This is a genomic window from Glaciimonas sp. PAMC28666 (assembly GCF_016917355.1).
GTDB lineage: Bacteria > Pseudomonadota > Gammaproteobacteria > Burkholderiales > Burkholderiaceae_D > Glaciimonas.
The window spans coordinates 2,507,981-2,526,132 of record NZ_CP070304.1 but is presented as its reverse complement, the minus strand read 5'-3'; the positions used below and the strand labels follow the sequence as shown (position 1 = coordinate 2,526,132).

General features: G+C 50.6%; 17 protein-coding genes. 10 read left to right on the top strand and 7 right to left on the bottom strand.

The genetic code is table 11. From position 1 onward, the window contains the following. Nucleotides 1-9: 9 nt before the first annotated feature. From JQN73_RS10740 to bfr, 10 genes are all read left to right on the top strand, one after another. Nucleotides 10-432 (top strand): CopD family protein, encoded by a 423-nt coding sequence (locus JQN73_RS10740; RefSeq protein ID WP_205323004.1) that lies wholly within the window; start codon nucleotides 10-12, stop codon nucleotides 430-432. A 121-nt stretch (nucleotides 433-553) separates the two neighbouring features. Further along, the gene (locus JQN73_RS10735; protein WP_205323003.1) at nucleotides 554-1,156 is read left to right on the top strand and encodes a 2-hydroxychromene-2-carboxylate isomerase; all 603 of its coding nucleotides are present in this window, start codon (nucleotides 554-556) and stop codon (nucleotides 1,154-1,156) included. A gap of 251 nt (nucleotides 1,157-1,407) precedes the next feature. Beyond that, on the top strand, nucleotides 1,408-2,661 hold the full coding sequence (locus JQN73_RS10730; RefSeq protein WP_205323002.1) for a class I SAM-dependent RNA methyltransferase: 1,254 nt from the start codon (nucleotides 1,408-1,410) through the stop codon (nucleotides 2,659-2,661). A gap of 369 nt (nucleotides 2,662-3,030) precedes the next feature. After that, complete coding sequence (gene hemP, locus JQN73_RS10725; RefSeq protein WP_205323001.1) at nucleotides 3,031-3,234, top strand: hemin uptake protein HemP; 204 nt, start codon at nucleotides 3,031-3,033, stop codon at nucleotides 3,232-3,234. A gap of 87 nt (nucleotides 3,235-3,321) precedes the next feature. Continuing rightward, nucleotides 3,322-3,654, top strand: coding sequence for a hypothetical protein (locus tag JQN73_RS10720; protein ID WP_205323000.1), 333 nt, complete (start codon nucleotides 3,322-3,324; stop codon nucleotides 3,652-3,654). 82 nt (nucleotides 3,655-3,736) lie between these two features. Continuing rightward, the gene (locus tag JQN73_RS10715) at nucleotides 3,737-3,976 is read left to right on the top strand and encodes a (2Fe-2S)-binding protein (RefSeq protein ID WP_205322999.1); all 240 of its coding nucleotides are present in this window, start codon (nucleotides 3,737-3,739) and stop codon (nucleotides 3,974-3,976) included. A 15-nt stretch (nucleotides 3,977-3,991) separates the two neighbouring features. Continuing rightward, entirely contained in the window at nucleotides 3,992-4,690 is a 699-nt protein-coding gene (locus tag JQN73_RS10710; protein ID WP_205322998.1) for an energy transducer TonB, read from the top strand. A 160-nt stretch (nucleotides 4,691-4,850) separates the two neighbouring features. Then, complete coding sequence (locus tag JQN73_RS10705; protein ID WP_205322997.1) at nucleotides 4,851-5,591, top strand: MotA/TolQ/ExbB proton channel family protein; 741 nt, start codon at nucleotides 4,851-4,853, stop codon at nucleotides 5,589-5,591. Beyond that, nucleotides 5,591-6,007, top strand: a complete 417-nt coding sequence (locus JQN73_RS10700; protein WP_205323313.1) for a biopolymer transporter ExbD — start codon at nucleotides 5,591-5,593, stop codon at nucleotides 6,005-6,007. Before JQN73_RS10705 ends, JQN73_RS10700 begins: the two co-directional genes overlap by 1 nt. A 478-nt stretch (nucleotides 6,008-6,485) precedes the next feature. Then, nucleotides 6,486-6,956 (top strand): bacterioferritin, encoded by a 471-nt coding sequence (bfr, locus tag JQN73_RS10695; RefSeq protein WP_205322996.1) that lies wholly within the window; start codon nucleotides 6,486-6,488, stop codon nucleotides 6,954-6,956. A gap of 331 nt (nucleotides 6,957-7,287) precedes the next feature. Here the strand turns inward: bfr and JQN73_RS10690 are convergent, their stop codons facing one another. From JQN73_RS10690 to JQN73_RS10660, 7 genes are all read right to left on the bottom strand, one after another. Further along, on the bottom strand, nucleotides 7,288-7,827 hold the full coding sequence (locus tag JQN73_RS10690) for a YggT family protein (protein ID WP_205322995.1): 540 nt from the start codon (nucleotides 7,825-7,827) through the stop codon (nucleotides 7,288-7,290). Nucleotides 7,828-8,102: 275 nt separating this feature from the next. Further along, entirely contained in the window at nucleotides 8,103-8,912 is an 810-nt protein-coding gene (locus JQN73_RS10685) for a histone (protein ID WP_205322994.1), read from the bottom strand. 512 nt (nucleotides 8,913-9,424) lie between these two features. Further along, the gene (locus JQN73_RS10680) at nucleotides 9,425-10,495 is read right to left on the bottom strand and encodes a ribonucleotide-diphosphate reductase subunit beta (RefSeq protein WP_240162555.1); all 1,071 of its coding nucleotides are present in this window, start codon (nucleotides 10,493-10,495) and stop codon (nucleotides 9,425-9,427) included. Between the two features lie 197 nt (nucleotides 10,496-10,692). Next, the gene (locus tag JQN73_RS10675; protein WP_205322992.1) at nucleotides 10,693-13,626 is read right to left on the bottom strand and encodes a ribonucleoside-diphosphate reductase subunit alpha; all 2,934 of its coding nucleotides are present in this window, start codon (nucleotides 13,624-13,626) and stop codon (nucleotides 10,693-10,695) included. A 472-nt stretch (nucleotides 13,627-14,098) separates the two neighbouring features. Beyond that, a complete protein-coding gene (gene ampD / locus JQN73_RS10670) occupies nucleotides 14,099-14,791 on the bottom strand; it encodes a 1,6-anhydro-N-acetylmuramyl-L-alanine amidase AmpD (RefSeq protein WP_205322991.1) in 693 nt (230 codons plus the stop codon). Nucleotides 14,792-14,806: 15 nt separating this feature from the next. Then, complete coding sequence (locus JQN73_RS10665) at nucleotides 14,807-16,318, bottom strand: sigma-54 dependent transcriptional regulator (RefSeq protein ID WP_205322990.1); 1,512 nt, start codon at nucleotides 16,316-16,318, stop codon at nucleotides 14,807-14,809. Nucleotides 16,319-16,349: 31 nt separating this feature from the next. Further along, entirely contained in the window at nucleotides 16,350-18,149 is a 1,800-nt protein-coding gene (locus tag JQN73_RS10660; protein WP_240162505.1) for a PAS domain-containing sensor histidine kinase, read from the bottom strand. Nucleotides 18,150-18,152: the final 3 nt, after the last annotated feature.

The window sequence follows — 18,152 nt, the reverse complement described above, 5'->3', positions numbered from 1 at the left end:
GGAAACTTCATGCTCTGGATCAAAGCGCTGCACATCGTATTTATCGTTTCATGGTTTGCGGGACTGTTTTATTTACCGCGTATTCTTGTCAATCTGGCGCAAGAAACCGAACCAGTGGCAACGCAGCGATTATTGTTGATGGCACGCAAGTTATACCGCTTCATGTTGCCTTTGGCGATCGGCACTGTCATTTTCGGGGTATGGCTATGGTTGGGTTATGGCATTGGAAAAGGCCCGGGTAACGGTTGGTTGCACGCCAAATTATTCCTGGTCATTCTTTTAATTGGCTATCACCACGCCAGCGGTAGTCTGCTCAAAAAATTCGAACTTGGCACCAACAAGCGTAGTCACGTCTGGTTTCGTTATTTCAATGAAGTACCGGTGATTTTATTGCTGGCTATCGTTATTCTGGTGGTCGTCAAGCCGTTCTAATTGCTACGCTCGTTAGCTAACTTTAGCTAACTTTAGCTAACGTTAGCTACTGCAAGCTACATTAGATAAAGTTGAACCAAATACAGAAGCTACATAGAAAAACATCGAGACAGGAACCGACATGAGCAAAATTTGTGAGTATTACTTCGTGCCCCATTCGCCTTTCGCCTATCTGGGGCATGCGAGATTCGTCGCGCTGGCTCAGCAATATGACGTGCAAATTATCTTGAAGCCATGCGATCTGTCGAAAGTTTTTGGGGTATCGGGCGGCTTGCCTCTAGCCAAGCGTTCGCCGCAACGGCAAGCCTATCGACTGGTAGACCTTGCGCGCTGGAAGGATTATCTGGGGTTGCCAATGAACCTGCAACCGACTTACTTCCCGGTGCACAGCGACGAGGCCGCCAAGCTGATTATTGCGACGCAATTGGCACATGGAACGCAAGCAGCATTGGAATTGACCGGCGCCATTATGCGTGCCGTGTGGGAAGAAGAGCGCAACATCGCTGATACCGAAACCTTGATCGGAATTGCAACGGCACTTGGGCATGACGGTAAAACCTTGTTAAAATCCGCCGACACTGCCAGCGTTGAGGCAGAATTTGTGCGGTTTACAGAAGATGCCATTGCAGCCAATGTTTTCGGAGCGCCTTGGTACGTTGTCGACGGCGAAGGTTACTGGGGTCAGGACCGACTAGATTTTATTGAACGCGCCTTTGCAAAATAACATGTTCTGTAGCGAAAAATTAATCGAACAAGCAACGAACGAATAATTGAAAGGTCCGGCAGCACGCTGTCCTCTTAATTAGCAATACAATGATTAAATAAGCAGCAACCATTGAAGCAACTATAGCCCATTATTTACCCTGTTTTTCGGTGAGTAATGGGAAACAAGACGACCGTTACGCACTTTTCGTGCGTAACCATTTTCACCGCTACATCCCTGTCGATGTAGTTAACGGATTAAGAGAACCCCTCATGGCACAAGCACTCACCGCACAATCAGCAAGCTCCAAGCACTCCTACTTTTGTCCTTGTCCACGCGGACTGGAGACTGCACTTGCCGAAGAAATAAATGAAATCGCACAGCTGGCCGCACCCGCTGTCACGCTCCGTGTGCATAACCAGGTTCCTGGCGGTGTGCATTGCTCGGGCTTGCTCAGCGATGCCTGGCTGGTGAATTTGCACTCCCGCATCGCCAGCCGTGTGTTGATGCGGCTTGCACATTGCGCTTACAAAACGGAAAACGATATTTACGATAAGGCGCTCGAACAGGAATGGGAAAACTGGTTCCGTGTGGACCATACTATTCGAGTCGATATCACCGCAATCAAATCGCCATTACGCAGCCTGGAATTCACCACACTCAAAATCAAAGATGCGATTTGTGACCGGTTCCGCGACATTTGCGACGAACGCCCGTCTGTTGACACCCACGCTCCCGACATGCGGATCGTCGGTTTTCTGGATGCGCATAACTTTACGCTTTACCTGGATACCTCTGGCGAAGCGCTTTTCAAACGCGGCTGGCGCGCTGAAACGGGCGACGCGCCGCTGCGTGAAAACCTTGCGGCGGGACTGCTGCGCACCGCTGGCTGGAAACCGGGAACGGTCTTGTTCGACCCAATGTGCGGCTCTGGCACCATCCTGATTGAAGCCGCCCAGATGCTGGCAGGAATTCCAGCTGGCGCTCGCCGCGAGTTCGCTTTCGAAAAATTTCATGGTTTCGAGATCGGCCAATGGCAGGCGATTAAAGGTGCCATTAAGCCAAATCCCATGCCGCTGACACCGACCATTTTCGGCAGCGACATTTCTGGCGATATGATCGATATGACGTCAGAAAATCTGCGCAATGCCGGCATCCTGTTTGAGGTCCCATTGAAGCAAATTGAAGCACAGGAAGTGCGTCCGCCCAATGAACTCAGCGCCAGCGGAGGCATTATTTTGACGAATCCTCCTTACGGTGAACGCATAGGCGTGCGCGGTGACAGCACGCTGGCCACAGAGGATTTGTTTAATGATTTTTTTAACGCGTTTGGCAACACCTTGAAACAACGCTTCGCTGGCTGGACCGTGTTCCTTTTCACTGCCGACCTGACTTTGCCAAAATTGTTACGCCTGAAAGAAGCACGTAAAACGCCATTTTTTAATGGGGCACTGGAATGCCGCTTGTTCCGCTTCGACATGGTGGCAGGCTTTAATCGCAGGGAAGCTGCAAAGCCGAAAGAATAGCATTAACACAACAAGGCGGTCACCTGACCGCCGTTGTTAATACATACAGGCCATCGAAAACGTTTCGATGGCTTTTTTTTATCCTCGCCTGCATGCACGCGCACCAGTTCGTTTGGTTGCAATAAGGTCGGACTGGTAGCCGCACCAGGCATCGAATAATAATGATTCTTATTTCGTGGTATAAATGAGGCTGAGTGTCATTCGCAATGACCTCACGGTATTTAAGTCGTTCGAACAGTTAAAAATACGACCACAGAATAGCGTCCAATTATGAATACCTATCGTAAAGATAGTGAAAGCACTTGCAATCCATCTTTAAATAGAGAATAATCTAAATAAGAATTGTTCGCATTTACATAAAGGACTATTATGGGTCATTCATTACAGCGTGCAAAAGAACATCCGGAGCGTGCGCAATCTGATACCGATGCCACCAAAGCAGTCCCGCCAGCAATCACCCGGATAAGTAGTCGTGACCTGTTTCAGCAAATGCGAGAACTGGAAATTGATCATGGCGGCAGAATTTATAAGTTACGTCTGACGCAGTTGAATAAGTTAATTTTAACCGCTTAATTTTTTTCAGAAAATTACCGGCGACAAGATGGATTTCCAATAACAGCCAGCCAACATAGCCAGCGAGTCACTGATAAGGAGCACCTGATGGCTAACGATGAGTTGATTACCAAGTTTGCGGAACCCAACGAAGCGCCGGCGCAACCGGAATTGCTGGTCTCTGCGGTATTGCATCTGATGTCTCACTACACGGCGCACCACCAGACGAATCAGCCTGAGACGCGCGGTTGCACGAAATTGGCATCGGTTATTGAACGGCACCTGAAAGCTTTGGCCGCATTACCTAATCTGGCACCGGTTTTACGCACTACTTGCCAGCAACTATCGGAACAATGGGCGACGCTGGTAGAACGCAGCATGCCAACGCCGGAAAAATATAATTTGTTTGCACGTCTGGTAACTGGTAATCGCACGAGTTGAATCAGTAAATCGTGCCGCTGAAGCCAGTATGTGAGGACTTGGGCGCTTTTGCGTAAGTCCTACTTAACGAAAAAGGTGGAAAATGATAGTCTGTGTTTGCAATAATGTCTCTGAATGGAAAATACGCCAGGCGGTTAACTCCGGGATGTCTTCCATGCGGGAATTGCGGCAGAATCTAGGTGTCGCAAGCAGCTGCGGAAAATGCCATTCCTGTGCCAAGAATGTGTTGCGCGAATGTTTGGATAATAACGTTCCCACCGCACACCGTCATATTCACGCATTGGTATTCCAACCGATGCCGAACGGTGTTACCGTTGCATAAAGAGTCGTTAGTAAAATGAGCGCAACAATGTCGTCTTCACCGCCGGTCTCCTCTTTCATGTGGAATCAAGTCAAACGTATCGGGCCGCTTGGCGCGATTATTTTGCTACACGTTGGTTTTTTCATCGCACTTAAAAGCGGTCTTATTCATCAGGTCGCCCAAGCGATGCCGAAAGAAGTATTCGCCACCTTCATTACGCCTGAACGCGCACCTGAGCCAACGCCGCCGAAACCCCAGCCCGCCGTACCAAAAACCGTTCAGGTCGTGAAGAAACACGTCACGCCGCCGCGCCCGGCCCCTGTAGTCGTCAATAATACGCCGTCGGAACAAGCCATTTCCGTTCCCGTAACCGCGCCGCAGCCCCCGCAAAAGGAAGAGTACATTCCGCCTGCGCCAGCCCCCGTGGCCGCACCTGCTGCGCCTGCCGTTCCCCGGACCATCAGTTCAGGTGTGGAATATATCCGCCCTCCTAGTCCTGAATATCCAGCTGCTGCCAAGCGTATGGGCGAAGAAGGCAAAGTGATCATGCGCGTGCTGATCAATGAAAAGGGTCGCGCAGATCGGGTCGAGATACAAAAAAGTTCTGGTTCAGCGCGTCTGGACGAGGCCGCCAAACAGGCACTGATGCGAGCTCTCTTCAAACCCTATATGGAAAATGGCGTCGCCCTGCCTGTGTACGCTATCGTGCCAATTAATTTCCAGCTTTCAAATTAAATAACATATTTAAACTCAACACAATCTCACTCGAACATTTATTAATTACAACACTCACATCATACGGTGAGTCTGGATGCGTACTCTATGCATCGAAATAGTGCCTAGGCACCGCACCACTAAAATCAACGATCGCTTTGTCAGAAATAAAGGAATAATCATGGAAGTAAGCCCGTACGGTTTAGAAGCGCTTTGGTCACAGGGCGATATCGTCATTAAAAGTGTCGCGTTACTGCTGGTCATCATGTCCATCTCTTCGTGGTACGTGATCCTTACCAAGGCGATCCAGATAATCCGCCTGCAGCGTGCCGCACACGCCGCCGGACATCAATTCTGGGATACGACCAACCTTCCGGAGGGGATCGCTACTTTAGGCACCGAGAATCCATTTGCCGATGTCGCCCAGGCTGGGGTGGTGTCCATGCGCCATCACACCGCTCACAGCGGTCATTTGCACGATCAGCTATCCACCAGCGACTGGGTAACCTTATCCTTACGGCAGGCGATCGATGAAGCCTCCAGCAAGCTTCAGACCGGTATGGCAGTATTGGCGTCGGTTGGCTCAACGGCACCTTTCGTCGGACTCTTCGGCACCGTTTGGGGAATTTATCACGCACTGGTGGCTATCGGCACTTCAGGCCAGGCCAGTATCGATAAAGTTGCTGGCCCGGTGGGTGAGTCGCTGATCATGACTGCGCTAGGTCTGGCAGTGGCGATTCCGGCTACCTTTGGCTATAACGCATTGGTACGCGGCAACAAAACCATCATCGCTAAACTGAATAAATTCGGCTTCGACTTACATGCATTGTTTGTCACCGGCTCACGGGCTGACGCCAACAAGGTTGCGAATGGAACGCCCCCGGAAACGACTTCCAAGTTAGTCGCTGTGAAAGGTGCATGATGTCAATGGGCTCTCTGTCCGATTCGGACGACGACTTTAATCCCGAGATCAACACCACGCCGTTAGTTGACGTGATGTTGGTCCTGCTGATCATTTTTATCATGACCATTCCGGTGATGAATCACGCCGTCAAAATCGACCTGCCGCGCGCGACCAATCAACCGGATCAGGTGAAGCCAAAAAACATCAGCCTGTCTATCGATGCTGCCGGAAAAGTCTATTGGAACGACGAAATAGTGGACCGCAACGCACTGCAGTTGAAAATCGCGGAGGCAGCAAAAAAAGAACCACAGCCTGAACTGCATTTGCGCGCTGAACGCACCACGGAATATGAAAAAATAGCCCAGGTGATGGCTGCGGCCCAATCCGGTGGGTTGGGCAAAATCGGGTTTGTGACCGATCCTGAAGCTAAGTAAGCGTTTAAAAGCCCGATATTGAGCATCCGTTATTTAGAGTCAGTGATTTAACGTCAGTCACTTAGAGTCGGATACCTGGATCTTGATTAAATGCGCGCAATGCCATTAAAAGGTACTAAAGCCTGACGCTCGGTGTGCGCCATTTAAAACGCGGTTCGGCCATCTCCGGAAACTGAAACAAAAAAGCCTTTGCGCATTAAATGTGCCAAGGCTTTTTGCTGTTCAGGCGTTACTCGACCGCTTTCGTATCTTTTGTGACCAGAGTTCGTTCCGCATGCCTTTTCATCCCGTCAAATGCGTGATATCGGCCGTTTCACCCCAAGTCGTTATGCGAAACAGGAGTGCGAATGATTCCTGCTAATGGTTGATGAAAAAGCGAGGCCGCTGCGCTATCATTGCTACTTTTAGGCGACGTTGGATATATTTCTTCACGATATAGACCCTTCGTTCGCCGATCGTTATTTTTAGAGAGGCATTTATGCAAGGCGACAAGAACATCATTAAACTGCTTAACGCGCAGTTGACCAACGAACTCAGCGCGGTTAATCAATACTTCCTGCACGCCCGGATGTATAAACATTGGGGCCTGGAGAAGCTTGGTAAGAAAGAATACGAAGAGTCGATTGGCGAAATGAAACATGCTGATCGCTTGATTGACCGTATTCTGATGCTGGATGGCCTGCCTAATTTGCAAGCTTTACATAAATTGATGATAGGCGAGAATACGCCAGAGATGCTGGCATGCGATCTAAAACTAGAAAAAGCTGCCCAAAACACCGTTAAGGAAGGCATCGCCGCCTCCGAGGCCGCTGCTGACTATATCTCCCGCGAATTGTTCAAGGACATTCTGGATGACACAGAGGAACACATCGACTGGTTGGAAACCCAAATCGACCTGATCGACAAAGTGGGCATCCAAAACTATCTGCAAACCCAGATGGGTAGCTAACAGGTCGAATCAATTAGCAATCAGCCAACGGAAATAATTGCCATTTACCAATAAAAGCCGTTGGCAAGACGTAAAAGAAAACTGCGGCCCTCCCCGGGCAGCAAAACAGACCACGACATTTCAAATCTGCCATGCTCCCTTGAGCCGTAACGAAATGCTTTTGGCGACAGAGCCAGAAAGCGCACCGCGTGCTACGCGTCACGGCTTCCCATCGTCACTCAAAACCGTCCCTCAAAATCGTCCATAGCGGTGCCAATAGGGGCCACGCTGCAAACCTTGTCCACGCATGCCAACGTTACCAACGCCCTATCCCTCTCCGCGCCGTGACCGTTTAAAGCGACTGGATCAACGCGATCAACAGCTGATGGATGATTCTCAATAAAATAAGCGCCACCAGAGGCGATAGATCCACATTACCTAATAGTGGAATAACCCGGCGCACAGGATCAAGCAGCGGGGCATTCAGTGCGCGTACAAACGGTGCCAACGGCGCCTGCGGATTAACCCAGCTAAAAATGGCTTCGATAATCAAAAGTCCAATCAGACCGTAAAAAACCCATTGCAGAAACAGCAAGGCTGCCAAAACCAATAAAATCTGCACATTTAATGCTGATGCGACCGCAAGTTGCAAAGCGACGGCGGCAAGCGCGACCACTAGCGCACCGATCAGGCTCGCCCAATCGTAGCCACTGAAACCCGGCAATACCTTGCGCAGAGGACGTACCATCCAGTCTGAAATAGTAAATATGAAGTGCGCAACCTGCTGCGGCGGACGAACCCGAACGGCCTGAATCCAGAAGCGCAATAACAGTACGCCGCCCAAAACACTACCGGCAGTCTCGATGATCAATGAAAAAATATTCTGCAGCACGATGTTTTCTCTCTTTCCGGGTAAAACGGGACATTCAATTCAATTCATTTCGATACAACGTCGTTACTTTAAACGATGACGAACATTCTCGTTGGGGCACATGATGACCTAAGACGGCCAATTTGAAAATGCCATTGCCAGACGGAATGCGCATTTCTTCGATTTTTCTTCATCATCACAACGATGAAAGAAACAAAAAACCCGCTGATAGCACGAGGCCATACAGCGGGTAGTGCGCCTAAAAAGAACTAGGCTCTCTTCCGACACACGAACAATTACGGACGCGTACCAGTTGGGAACGGCCATGCTGCAGCAGGATTCAGAATAGTTTTAACTGCTGAATCAGTCACCGGCTTAGCGGCAGCAGGTTTAGCTGCTGTTTTTTTTGCCGCTGGCTTTTTAGCTGCAGGTTTCGCTGCTGCCACCGGTTTAGCTACTGGCTTCGCTGCTGCTGGCTTAGCTACTGCTTTAGCCGCTGGCTTACTTACTGGCTTTTTTGCTGCAGGTTTAGCTGCGACTTTAGCTGCTGGCTTCGCGGCTACCTTTTTTGCTGCAGGCTTCGCTGCTGGTTTAGCTACTGGCTTTTTTGCCGCAGGTTTCGCTGCTGCTTTAGCTACCGGTTTCTTTGCTGCAGGTTTCGCTGCTGCTTTAGCTACCGGCTTCTTCGCTGCAGGTTTCGCTGCTGCTTTTGCTACCGGCTTCTTCGCTGCAGGTTTCGCTGCTGCTTTTGCTACCGGCTTCTTCGCTGCAGGTTTCGCTGCTGCTTTTGCTACCGGCTTCTTCGCTGCAGGTTTCGCTGCTGCTTTTGCTACCGGCTTCTTCGCTGCAGGTTTCGCTGCAGGTTTCGCTGCTGCTTTAGCTACCGGCTTCTTTGCTGCAGGTTTCGCTGCTGCTTTTGCTACCGGCTTCGCTGCAGCTTTTGCTACTGGCTTTTTAGCCGCGGCTTTTGCTACAGGTTTCGCTGCTGCTTTAGCCACTGGCTTTTTAGCGACGACGGGGGCTTTCGCTGCTACTGGCTTTTTGGCCGGAGCGGCTTTCTTCACAGCGGGTTTCTTCGCTGCGGGTTTCTTTATTGCTGTTGCCATGTTGTTTCTCCTTCACGTGATGGAAAAAATCAAACTCCAAGTTGGAAACCCGACGGCCCATCGCGATGGTCCGGCGGATTATTCATCGGCGCAATCAACACTCTGCTTGCGCTAATGAATTCGGCACCAGCTGAACTGCTCCATCCCCTCATTGATGCAGCACTTCAGCCATTATTGATCAGGGATTTCTTCCGCGATCATCGATCCGGAAGAATCACTTCATTCGCAACGCCTTGCGGCTGCGAACCTGACCAAAAAGACGCCGGCGATTAAGCCAACGTCGGAATTCTATTCATTAAACCTGTTCAGTTACAAAAGGCTTTCGGATTTTCCAAAGAAAAAGCCGCCATTCCCGATTTAGTCGGGATGAGCGGCGACGACAGATAAGATCTTTGCGGTCTTTGACTGTTCATTAAATTGGATTGCTACCTTTGGTTATGCAGCGCTTTTTTTCAAACTGTTCGCTGCATCTTTCCGTCCACCTCATATTCTTGTCGGAGATTCTGGTACCGTTATTCCCAGTTCAGTGCACCGCCGGTTTGATACTCAATGACACGTGTCTCAAAAAAGTTGCGCTCTTTTTTCAGATCGATCATCTCGCTCATCCAGGGGAAGGGATTTTCTTCCTGAGGGAACATTGGGTCCAGTCCGATTTGCTGCGCGCGGCGATTTGCGATGAACCGCAAATAACCTTTGAACATTGGCGCATTCAAACCGAGTACTCCACGCGGCATTGTATCCTCTGCGTAGCGATATTCCAACTCTACAGCGCTTAAAAACAACGATTTAATTTCATCGCGAAATTCTGAGGTCCACAAATGCGGATTTTCCATCTTGATTGTGTTGATTAAATCGATGCCGAAGTTACAGTGCATTGATTCATCGCGCAAAATATATTGGTACTGTTCTGCGGCACCCATCATTTTATTTTGACGACCAAGCGCAAGGATCTGAGTGAAACCGACATAGAAGAAAAGACCTTCCATGATGCAGGCGAACACGATCAACGAGCGTAATAATTTCTGGTCATTTTCGGTTGTGCCGGTCTTGAACTCAGGATCGGTCAGGGTGTTAATGAACGGAATCAAAAACTCGTCTTTGTCACGAATCGATTTTACTTCGTGATACGCATTAAAAATTTCTGCCTCGTCCAAACCCAGCGACTCAACAATGTACTGATAGGCGTGGGTATGAATAGCCTCTTCAAATGCCTGACGCAGCAAATATTGGCGGCATTCCGGCGCGGTGATATGGCGGTATGTACCCAACACGATATTATTGGCAGCCAGCGAGTCGGCAGTAACGAAGAAACCCAGATTACGTTTTACCAGACGACGCTCGTCATCGGTCAATCCGTTCGGACTCTTCCACAGTTCAATATCACGCTGCATATTAATTTCCTGCGGCATCCAGTGATTCGCGCAACCGGCCAAATACTTATCCCACGCCCATTTATATTTAAATGGCACCAGTTGATTGACGTCGGTGTGTCCATTGATAATGCGCTTGTCGGCTGCATTAACTCGATGCGTCGTGTCCACGGGCGCTTCGGTCGACTGGACCGGTTGCGATCCAGGCGGCATTCCACGCGAGGCGGGTGTTGAACTTGTTTGTTCATCCCAAGAGAGCATATTTCTTCCTTTACTTTGTCTTTTGATTAGCGCGCACGACTTTAGTTCAGCCAGCGCAACAGTTCGTGTTCAAACCTGGTGTTACTTTGCTGATCGGCACGCCCACAACGACTGAAACGTGCCGTAATACTGAATAGTCGGCGAGTAGATTACTGGCAGGCTTCGCACTCTTCGAAACCGGCATCACCTGGACGCATCGTACACGCCGGGCCATCCAGTTCCAGTTCGTCCGATACCGTCGCCACGCTGGCCTTGGCCGCATAGTTTGCCATCGCACCGCCGCTGGCAGCACCATCCACCGACACTGCATTCAACGCGCCGGTTTTGGTGGTTGATTTTTCAGTGTGGGTAGCACCGATCGTGCGCAGATAGTAGGTGGTTTTAAGACCACGCAACCAAGCCAGCTTGTAGGTTTCGTCGAGTTTTTTGCCCGATGCACCTGCCATATAGATATTGAGCGACTGCGCCTGATCGATCCATTTTTGACGACGGGATGCCGCTTCGACCAACCATGAAGGTTCGACTTCGAACGCCGTGGCATAAATAGCGCGCAAATCTTGCGGTATGCGATCAATTTTAGCCAGACTGCCGTCAAAATACTTCAGATCCGAGATCATGACTTCGTCCCACAAGCCGCGGGCCTTCAGGTCACGTACCAGGTAAGCGTTAATCTCGGTGAACTCGCCGGACAAATTCGATTTCACGTACAGATTTTGATACGTCGGTTCGATACATGCCGATACACCGATGATGTTCGAGATGGTCGCAGTTGGCGCAATCGCCACGCAATTCGAATTACGCATACCAAATTCTTTGATACGAGCGCGCAGGGACGTCCAGTCGAGCGACTCCGACATGTCGGTCTCAAGATAACCGCCGCGCTCTTCGGCCAATAACTTCAGGGAATCTTGCGGCAGGATGCCACGATCCCACAAAGAACCGCGGAATGAACTGTAACGACCGCGCTCTTCTGCTAACGCAGTGGAGGCCCAATAGGCGTTGTAACAAACAACTTCCATCGAACGATCCGCAAACTCGACCGCTTCCTGGGATGCATAAGGAATCCGCATCATGTGCAGGCAGTCCTGGAATCCCATGATACCCAGACCTACCGGACGATGACGCAAGTTAGAGTCACGCGCTTTTTTAACGGCGTAGTAATTGATATCAATGACGTTATCCAGCATCCGCATCGCTGTACTAATAGTCTTTTGGAGCTTGACCGGGTCAAGTTTGCCGTCTTTCATGTGCGCTGGCAGATTGACTGAGCCGAGATTACAGACCGCGATTTCCGACTCGTTCGTGTTGAGCGTAATTTCTGTACACAAATTAGAGCTGTGCACCATGCCGACGTGTTGCTGAGGCGAACGGATATTGCAAGGATCTTTAAACGTAATCCATGGATGACCGGTTTCAAACAGCATCGACAACATCTTGCGCCACAGATCCAGCGCGTGCAATTTCTTGGTGGTGCGCAGTTCACCGCGTGCGGCTTTCGCTTCGTAGCCGATGTAAGCCGTTTCAAACGCCTTACCGACCTTGTCATGCAGATCCGGGGCATCGCTCGGCGAGAACAGGGTCCATTCTCCTTTTTCCATCACGCGCTTCATAAACAGATCGGGAATCCAGTTCGCCGTGTTCATGTCATGGGTGCGACGACGATCATCGCCGGTGTTTTTGCGCAGGTCGAGGAATTCCTCGATATCCATGTGCCAGGTTTCCAGATAAGCGCACACTGCGCCCTTACGCTTACCGCCTTGATTAACTGCAACAGCCGTATCGTTCACCACCTTCAGGAACGGGACCACACCTTGTGATTTGCCGTTGGTGCCCTTGATGTGCGCGCCAAGCGAACGCACCGGCGTCCAGTCATTACCCAGACCGCCAGCGTATTTCGCCAATAAAGCGTTTTCCTTGATCGCGTCGTAGATACCTTCAAGGTCATCCGAAACGGTAGTCAGGTAGCACGATGACAGTTGTGAGCGCAATGTCCCTGAATTAAACAGGGTTGGCGTGGAGCTCATGAAATCGAAACTGGATAGCAAATTGTAGAACTCAATTGCCCGCTCTTCGCGGTTAACTTCATTCAACGACAAGCCCATCGCTACGCGCATGTAAAATGCTTGCGGCATTTCGATACGCACGTCTTGTATGTGGAGGAAATAGCGGTCATACAAAGTTTGCAGACCGATATAGGCAAATTGCAGATCACGTTCTGGTTGCAACGCATCAGCCAGTTTTTTTAAATCGAACTGGGCCAGCTTGCTATCCAATAAATCTGCATCTATACCCTTTTTAATATACTTTGGGAAATATTCAAGGTATTCCGCTGGTGCATCCGCTTGCGTCACTTCTTTACCGAAGACTTCCTTACGAATTGTGTGCATCAGCAAACGCGCTGTCACAGTGCTATAGGCAGGATCTTTTTCCATCAACGCACGTGCCGCCAAAATTGCAGACTTGTGCAGCTCTTCGACTGGCACGCCGTCGTAGAGATTTTTAACTGCCTCCGACAGTATCGCTTCGGCATCGACATGTTTTTCCAGACCGATACAGGCGGCGGAAATCAAATCGCGCACTTGATTCATATCCAGAACCCGACGCTGCCCATCTTCAGTGACGTACAGTTCGGCCGACGCCACAGCAGCGCTACTGGTAGTCAGTTGCGCGCGCTCTTCCATGCGCTTGGCGCGATACAAGACGTAAGCACGTGCCACGTCATGTTCGCCGGAACGCATTAGCGACAACTCGACCTGATCCTGAATATCTTCAATGTGAAACGTGCCGCCAGTTGGCTGACGACGTACCAACGCATTTACCACGTTGAGGGTCAACTGTTCGACTAATTCGCGGACACGGGCGGAGGCCGCACCCTGACCGCCGTTGACGGCTAGAAAAGCCTTGGTCACGGCAATTGATATCTTGGACGGTTCAAATCCGACCACTGAACCATTGCGGCGAATGATCCGATAATCACCAAAACTGACTGGCGAATTCACGGGAGCGGGACTCTTACCAGATTGCGACGATGCACCACCGAATTCGGAGGAAGATTTAACGGAAATTTCTTGAGTAGATTGCACTGAGCCTCCCGAGCTGAGTTGACAGACGCGTTTAACGCGTCCGTTGTTGTTAACTATTAATGAGAACCACTGAAATCTTCAGGATTCACTGACACACCACCACGCTTACGCTGCATCCACTGATTACTGCAACTGATGGACTGCAAAGAACTGACCAAATACACGTAAACGCGAAATCCATTTGACGCGATGTCAAAAGTGATCAATTTAAGTGAGGGGGCTGTATTGTGGCCATCCAACATGACTACTGAAACCTTCTTAATATGACAATAAGAAACGCAGATAAAAACATGTAGATAAGGCACCAACACAGCGAAATGGAGAGCTACATCTTCAACACAAAACACTATATATAGTTTTTTGTATCGGTGTATGTACTAATTGTAGTACCTGAACTGTATGGACGCAATGCTTAAACGCGTGGATTCATAGAATCTTTTTTCGCCACAAAAGTCAAAATCTATTGACTTTCCTAGTCCCCAATGGGGAAGCGCAATGTGAGGTTGGTAAGTACTTGCGGTTGATAGTCCGCCAAGCCTTGCTGGTATTGATGCCAGTCAAAAAATGGGCCTGGATCGCTTTTCCTCCCAGGTGCAATATGGCTATGCCCACGCACGGCCACCAGGCCATGACGACACATCAATGCATCGGTCAGTGCACACAATGCAGGATATTGCGGAGCGGCAAAGGATTCAAAATCGGTGCCCTCGAGTTCAATCCCGATCGAAAAATCATTACAACCCTGCCGTTCATCAAAGGATGATACACCCGCGTGCCATGCTCTTTGATTGGTCGATACAAATTGCACAACGGACCCATCGCGACGAATCAAGAAATGCGCAGACACCCGCAATGGTCGTAAATGATCAAAGTACGGATCAGCATCGTAGTCGAGGCGATTACAAAACAGGTCCGCAATAAAAGGGCCGCCAAATTGTCCGGGTGGCAAACTAATATTGTGAATGACCAACAATGCGATACCACTGTCGACAGGCCGCGCATCGCAATTCGGCGAATGCAGATGCGCAACTGATGAAGTTCGTCCGGTAACGGGAACACACCAGCCGTCCTCGCCAATCCGAAAAATCGGCGATTTCGCAGGCTGGATGGTTGCCGCAACGGTCGGTGTGATCACCGCGGCACCGGTTGTGGACACTTTATCCATTATCACGAAACCCCATCATTCCTGCTCATGAATTGATAACCGCTGCATCCGATACCGCAATTGACGAAAGCTGATCCCTAATAACTCGGCGGCTTTAGTGCGGTTAAATTGGGTACGCCCCAACGCCTGCCGGATGATATTACGTTCCACATCGTCTAAATGCATCGGCAGTGATGGCGGCAACGTGACGTTGGCATCATCCGGATGAATCACGAATTGTTGTCCCATTGCGATGATTGCAGCAACGGTCGCCGCCGATTCCTCCGGACCAATTGGTTCTCGCGACTCGGTGGCGCTGGCAGCTTCCCTTTGCCGAAGTCCCGATGTTTTTAATGCCAGATCAGACACTTCGATCACGCCATCGTTGGCAAACGCCAGAGCCCGCTCAAGGATATTTTCTAATTCGCGGACATTTCCGGGAAAGGTATATCCGTGTAGTGCTTGCAAGGCGGCAGCACTCAGCGCTACCGGCGCCTGGTGTGGGTCCGGAAAGGTCAGACGCGCCAAAATGACTTCAGCCAGAAGACCAATATCGTCGGCCCGCTCCCGCAACGGCGGCAGATGAAGCTCGATGACATTCAAACGGTAATACAAATCCTGACGAAACTTGCCTTTTTCGACGCACTCGGCCAAATTTTGGTGAGTGGCGCTTACCAGACGTACATCTACCACCTCTTCCGTGGTGGCACCGACTTTGCGGACCCGACGCTCTTGAATCGCACGCAATAATTTGACCTGCATCGCCAACGGCAGGTCAGCCACTTCGTCGAGTAACAAGGTACCGCCATTTGCGGCCTGAAAAAAACCGTCACGATCATCGGCTGCGCCAGTAAACGCACCTTTACGATAGCCAAAAAATTCGGCTTCCATCAAATTCTCGGGAATAGCACCGCAATTCACCGCGATAAAAGGTTTATCGGCTCGCGGACTGAGCGCATGCAAATCGCGTGCGGCCAATTCTTTCCCGCTGCCGGATTCGCCGCTGATTGCAATGGGTGCCATGCTCCGCGCCAGCCTCGCAATTTGGGTCCGCAGATCCTGCATCGCCGCTGAAACCCCAATCAGACGTAAGGGAGGCGCGCTGGCTTTGGTGTGGCTGATATCGCCCCGTGGCGACATGCCAGCCCCCCCGGCAGTCGGCGGCCCGCTGCGCTCGGGCGCATGTACGCGTAGCGCCGATTGCACCATCAAACGCAGCTGATCGAGTGCGACCGGCTTCGATAAATAATCAAAAGCGCCTGCCTTAAGCGCCATGACGGCATTGTCGGCACTGCCGAATGCCGTAATGACAGCGACCGGAGTCATCTTGCCGCTGGCCACAACTTCGCGCACCAGCTCAATGCCGAGTCCGTCAAGAAGCCGCATGTCAGTCAGCACGAGAGCATAATCACGCAGCAAAAGGAGGCGTCGCGCCTCCGTCAGCGAGTCGGCACTATCGACGTCCAGACCCATTTTAACCAACGCGATTTCCAACAGTTCGCGTAGGTGCGCTTCGTCATCGACTACCAGAATACGGGGTGAAGTCATAGCAACAATTTTCCCGCTCAAATAAAAAAAATTAAATTGGCCCACGGACCGCAAATGCGATTACAAATCGCCCTGTCAGGTCTTCATGCGCCTCGTGCCGATATTCATAATCCAGCATGGCGCCGTTATTCAAACACAACTCGCGCGCCAGAAACAGCCCTAACCCGGTTCCTTTATTCGACGTCGTGTAAAACGGCTCAAATAAATGTGAACGAACGGCTGGCATGATGGAATCGCCATCATCTTGCACGTGTAACTCCAGCCCACCGGACGCGTTCGTCATGACCTGAAGCCGCATACTATTTGGACCACCACTCGCATAACGCAGAGCGTTAGACAACAAATTTACCAGAACCTCACGCAGATGCAAGGGGTCGAACCAAACACCATCCTCCCCGGAGGTAGAAATAATGAGCTGCAAAACGCCTGGTTTAATGACATTCATTTGCTGAAACTCATCCGCGATATCCGATACCAGCGGCCCCAACAGGATAGGTGCCGTTTGCCGTTGCACCTTCCGCGATAGCGAGAGGATATCTTCGATCATCCGGTTCAGACGCGCCACGTTATCCTCAATAATATTGAGCAAGCGTACTTGCGTCGGATTCGTGGCATCCTCGGTTAACAGCGTCGCCGCGTACGATATCGACGATAGCGGATTGCGAACTTCATGGGCAATACTTGCGGTCAGTCGTCCCATTGATGCTAACTTCAATTGTTGGGCCTGATTTTCAATTTCGCTGACATCTTGCAGAAAAATCACCGCAACATATTCGCTTAGGTCCTCGGTTTTTACCGCAGCAAAGCGTAGTTTGAAATGTGCCGCCAGTTCATGCCCGATCAGGCCCGGCAAAACGCCGTTGAGCCTGCGGTCGTCATTGTGTTTAATGGTGACCAGAAACGGCGAATCGCTGGACGTCGCATCTGAAATTGACTGCGTAGGGTGCATATTTTGCGCGTTGCCCGGTGAATTGCCCGGCGCCGTCACATCAGGATGTTGCTTGACGGTCTTTGCCCAGACAAAGAACGCCTCGGTAATCGGCGTCAGCGAGGGGAAATCGCCCAGCTTAAAGCGCGGACCGTCGTCGAGTACCGACAATGCCAACATGCGCCCAGCCATCGGATTTGCCATCAAAATAGTACCATCCGGCCCCACCACCAACAAACCGTCTCCCATATCGGCAACGGCCATGCGATTAATGGCAAGCTGGACGCGCAAATCCTTACCCCGCTGATTGGCCAGATCTTCCTGGCGTATCAACCGATTCGCCAGCCGATTGATCACAAACACTGAAAAGAAAAATGCCGCACCCGACATTCCGGCTTTGACCGTAGTGGCTTCGGAAGCCGCCTGTAAAACCTGATACCCGCTCTCGCCCAATAACACCAAAGTAACGATCGAAACAAATAGCATCGCCAGCGGCAGCGAGGCCAAAATCGCGCCACCCGCCAGGGGAAACAAAAAAAGAATGGCTAATCCGCTTTTGGCACCCCCTGCACCGATATAGAGGATCGAAATCGCCCCTATATCCACCATAATCTGCACCACAATTTGCAACCGGTACTGGCGCTGCCAATACGCCGCTAATAACGTAAAGACTATTGCGCAAAGTAAATAGACGGAACAGGTTTCCGGGTAATTGAAAAACTCCGAAAATTGCAGCGCGTTTTTTACATTGGCACTAAGGTATACCAGCAATACCAGTGCGACGACGATCCGGGTAATGTTAAACGTTTGCAGGGTGCGCCAGAACGTCGCTGGCTTGTCGCTATCGCTAAAAATAGCCGACATCGTTTTGGGCAAGTGAAAAGACAATGCGGATTTGATCATGCG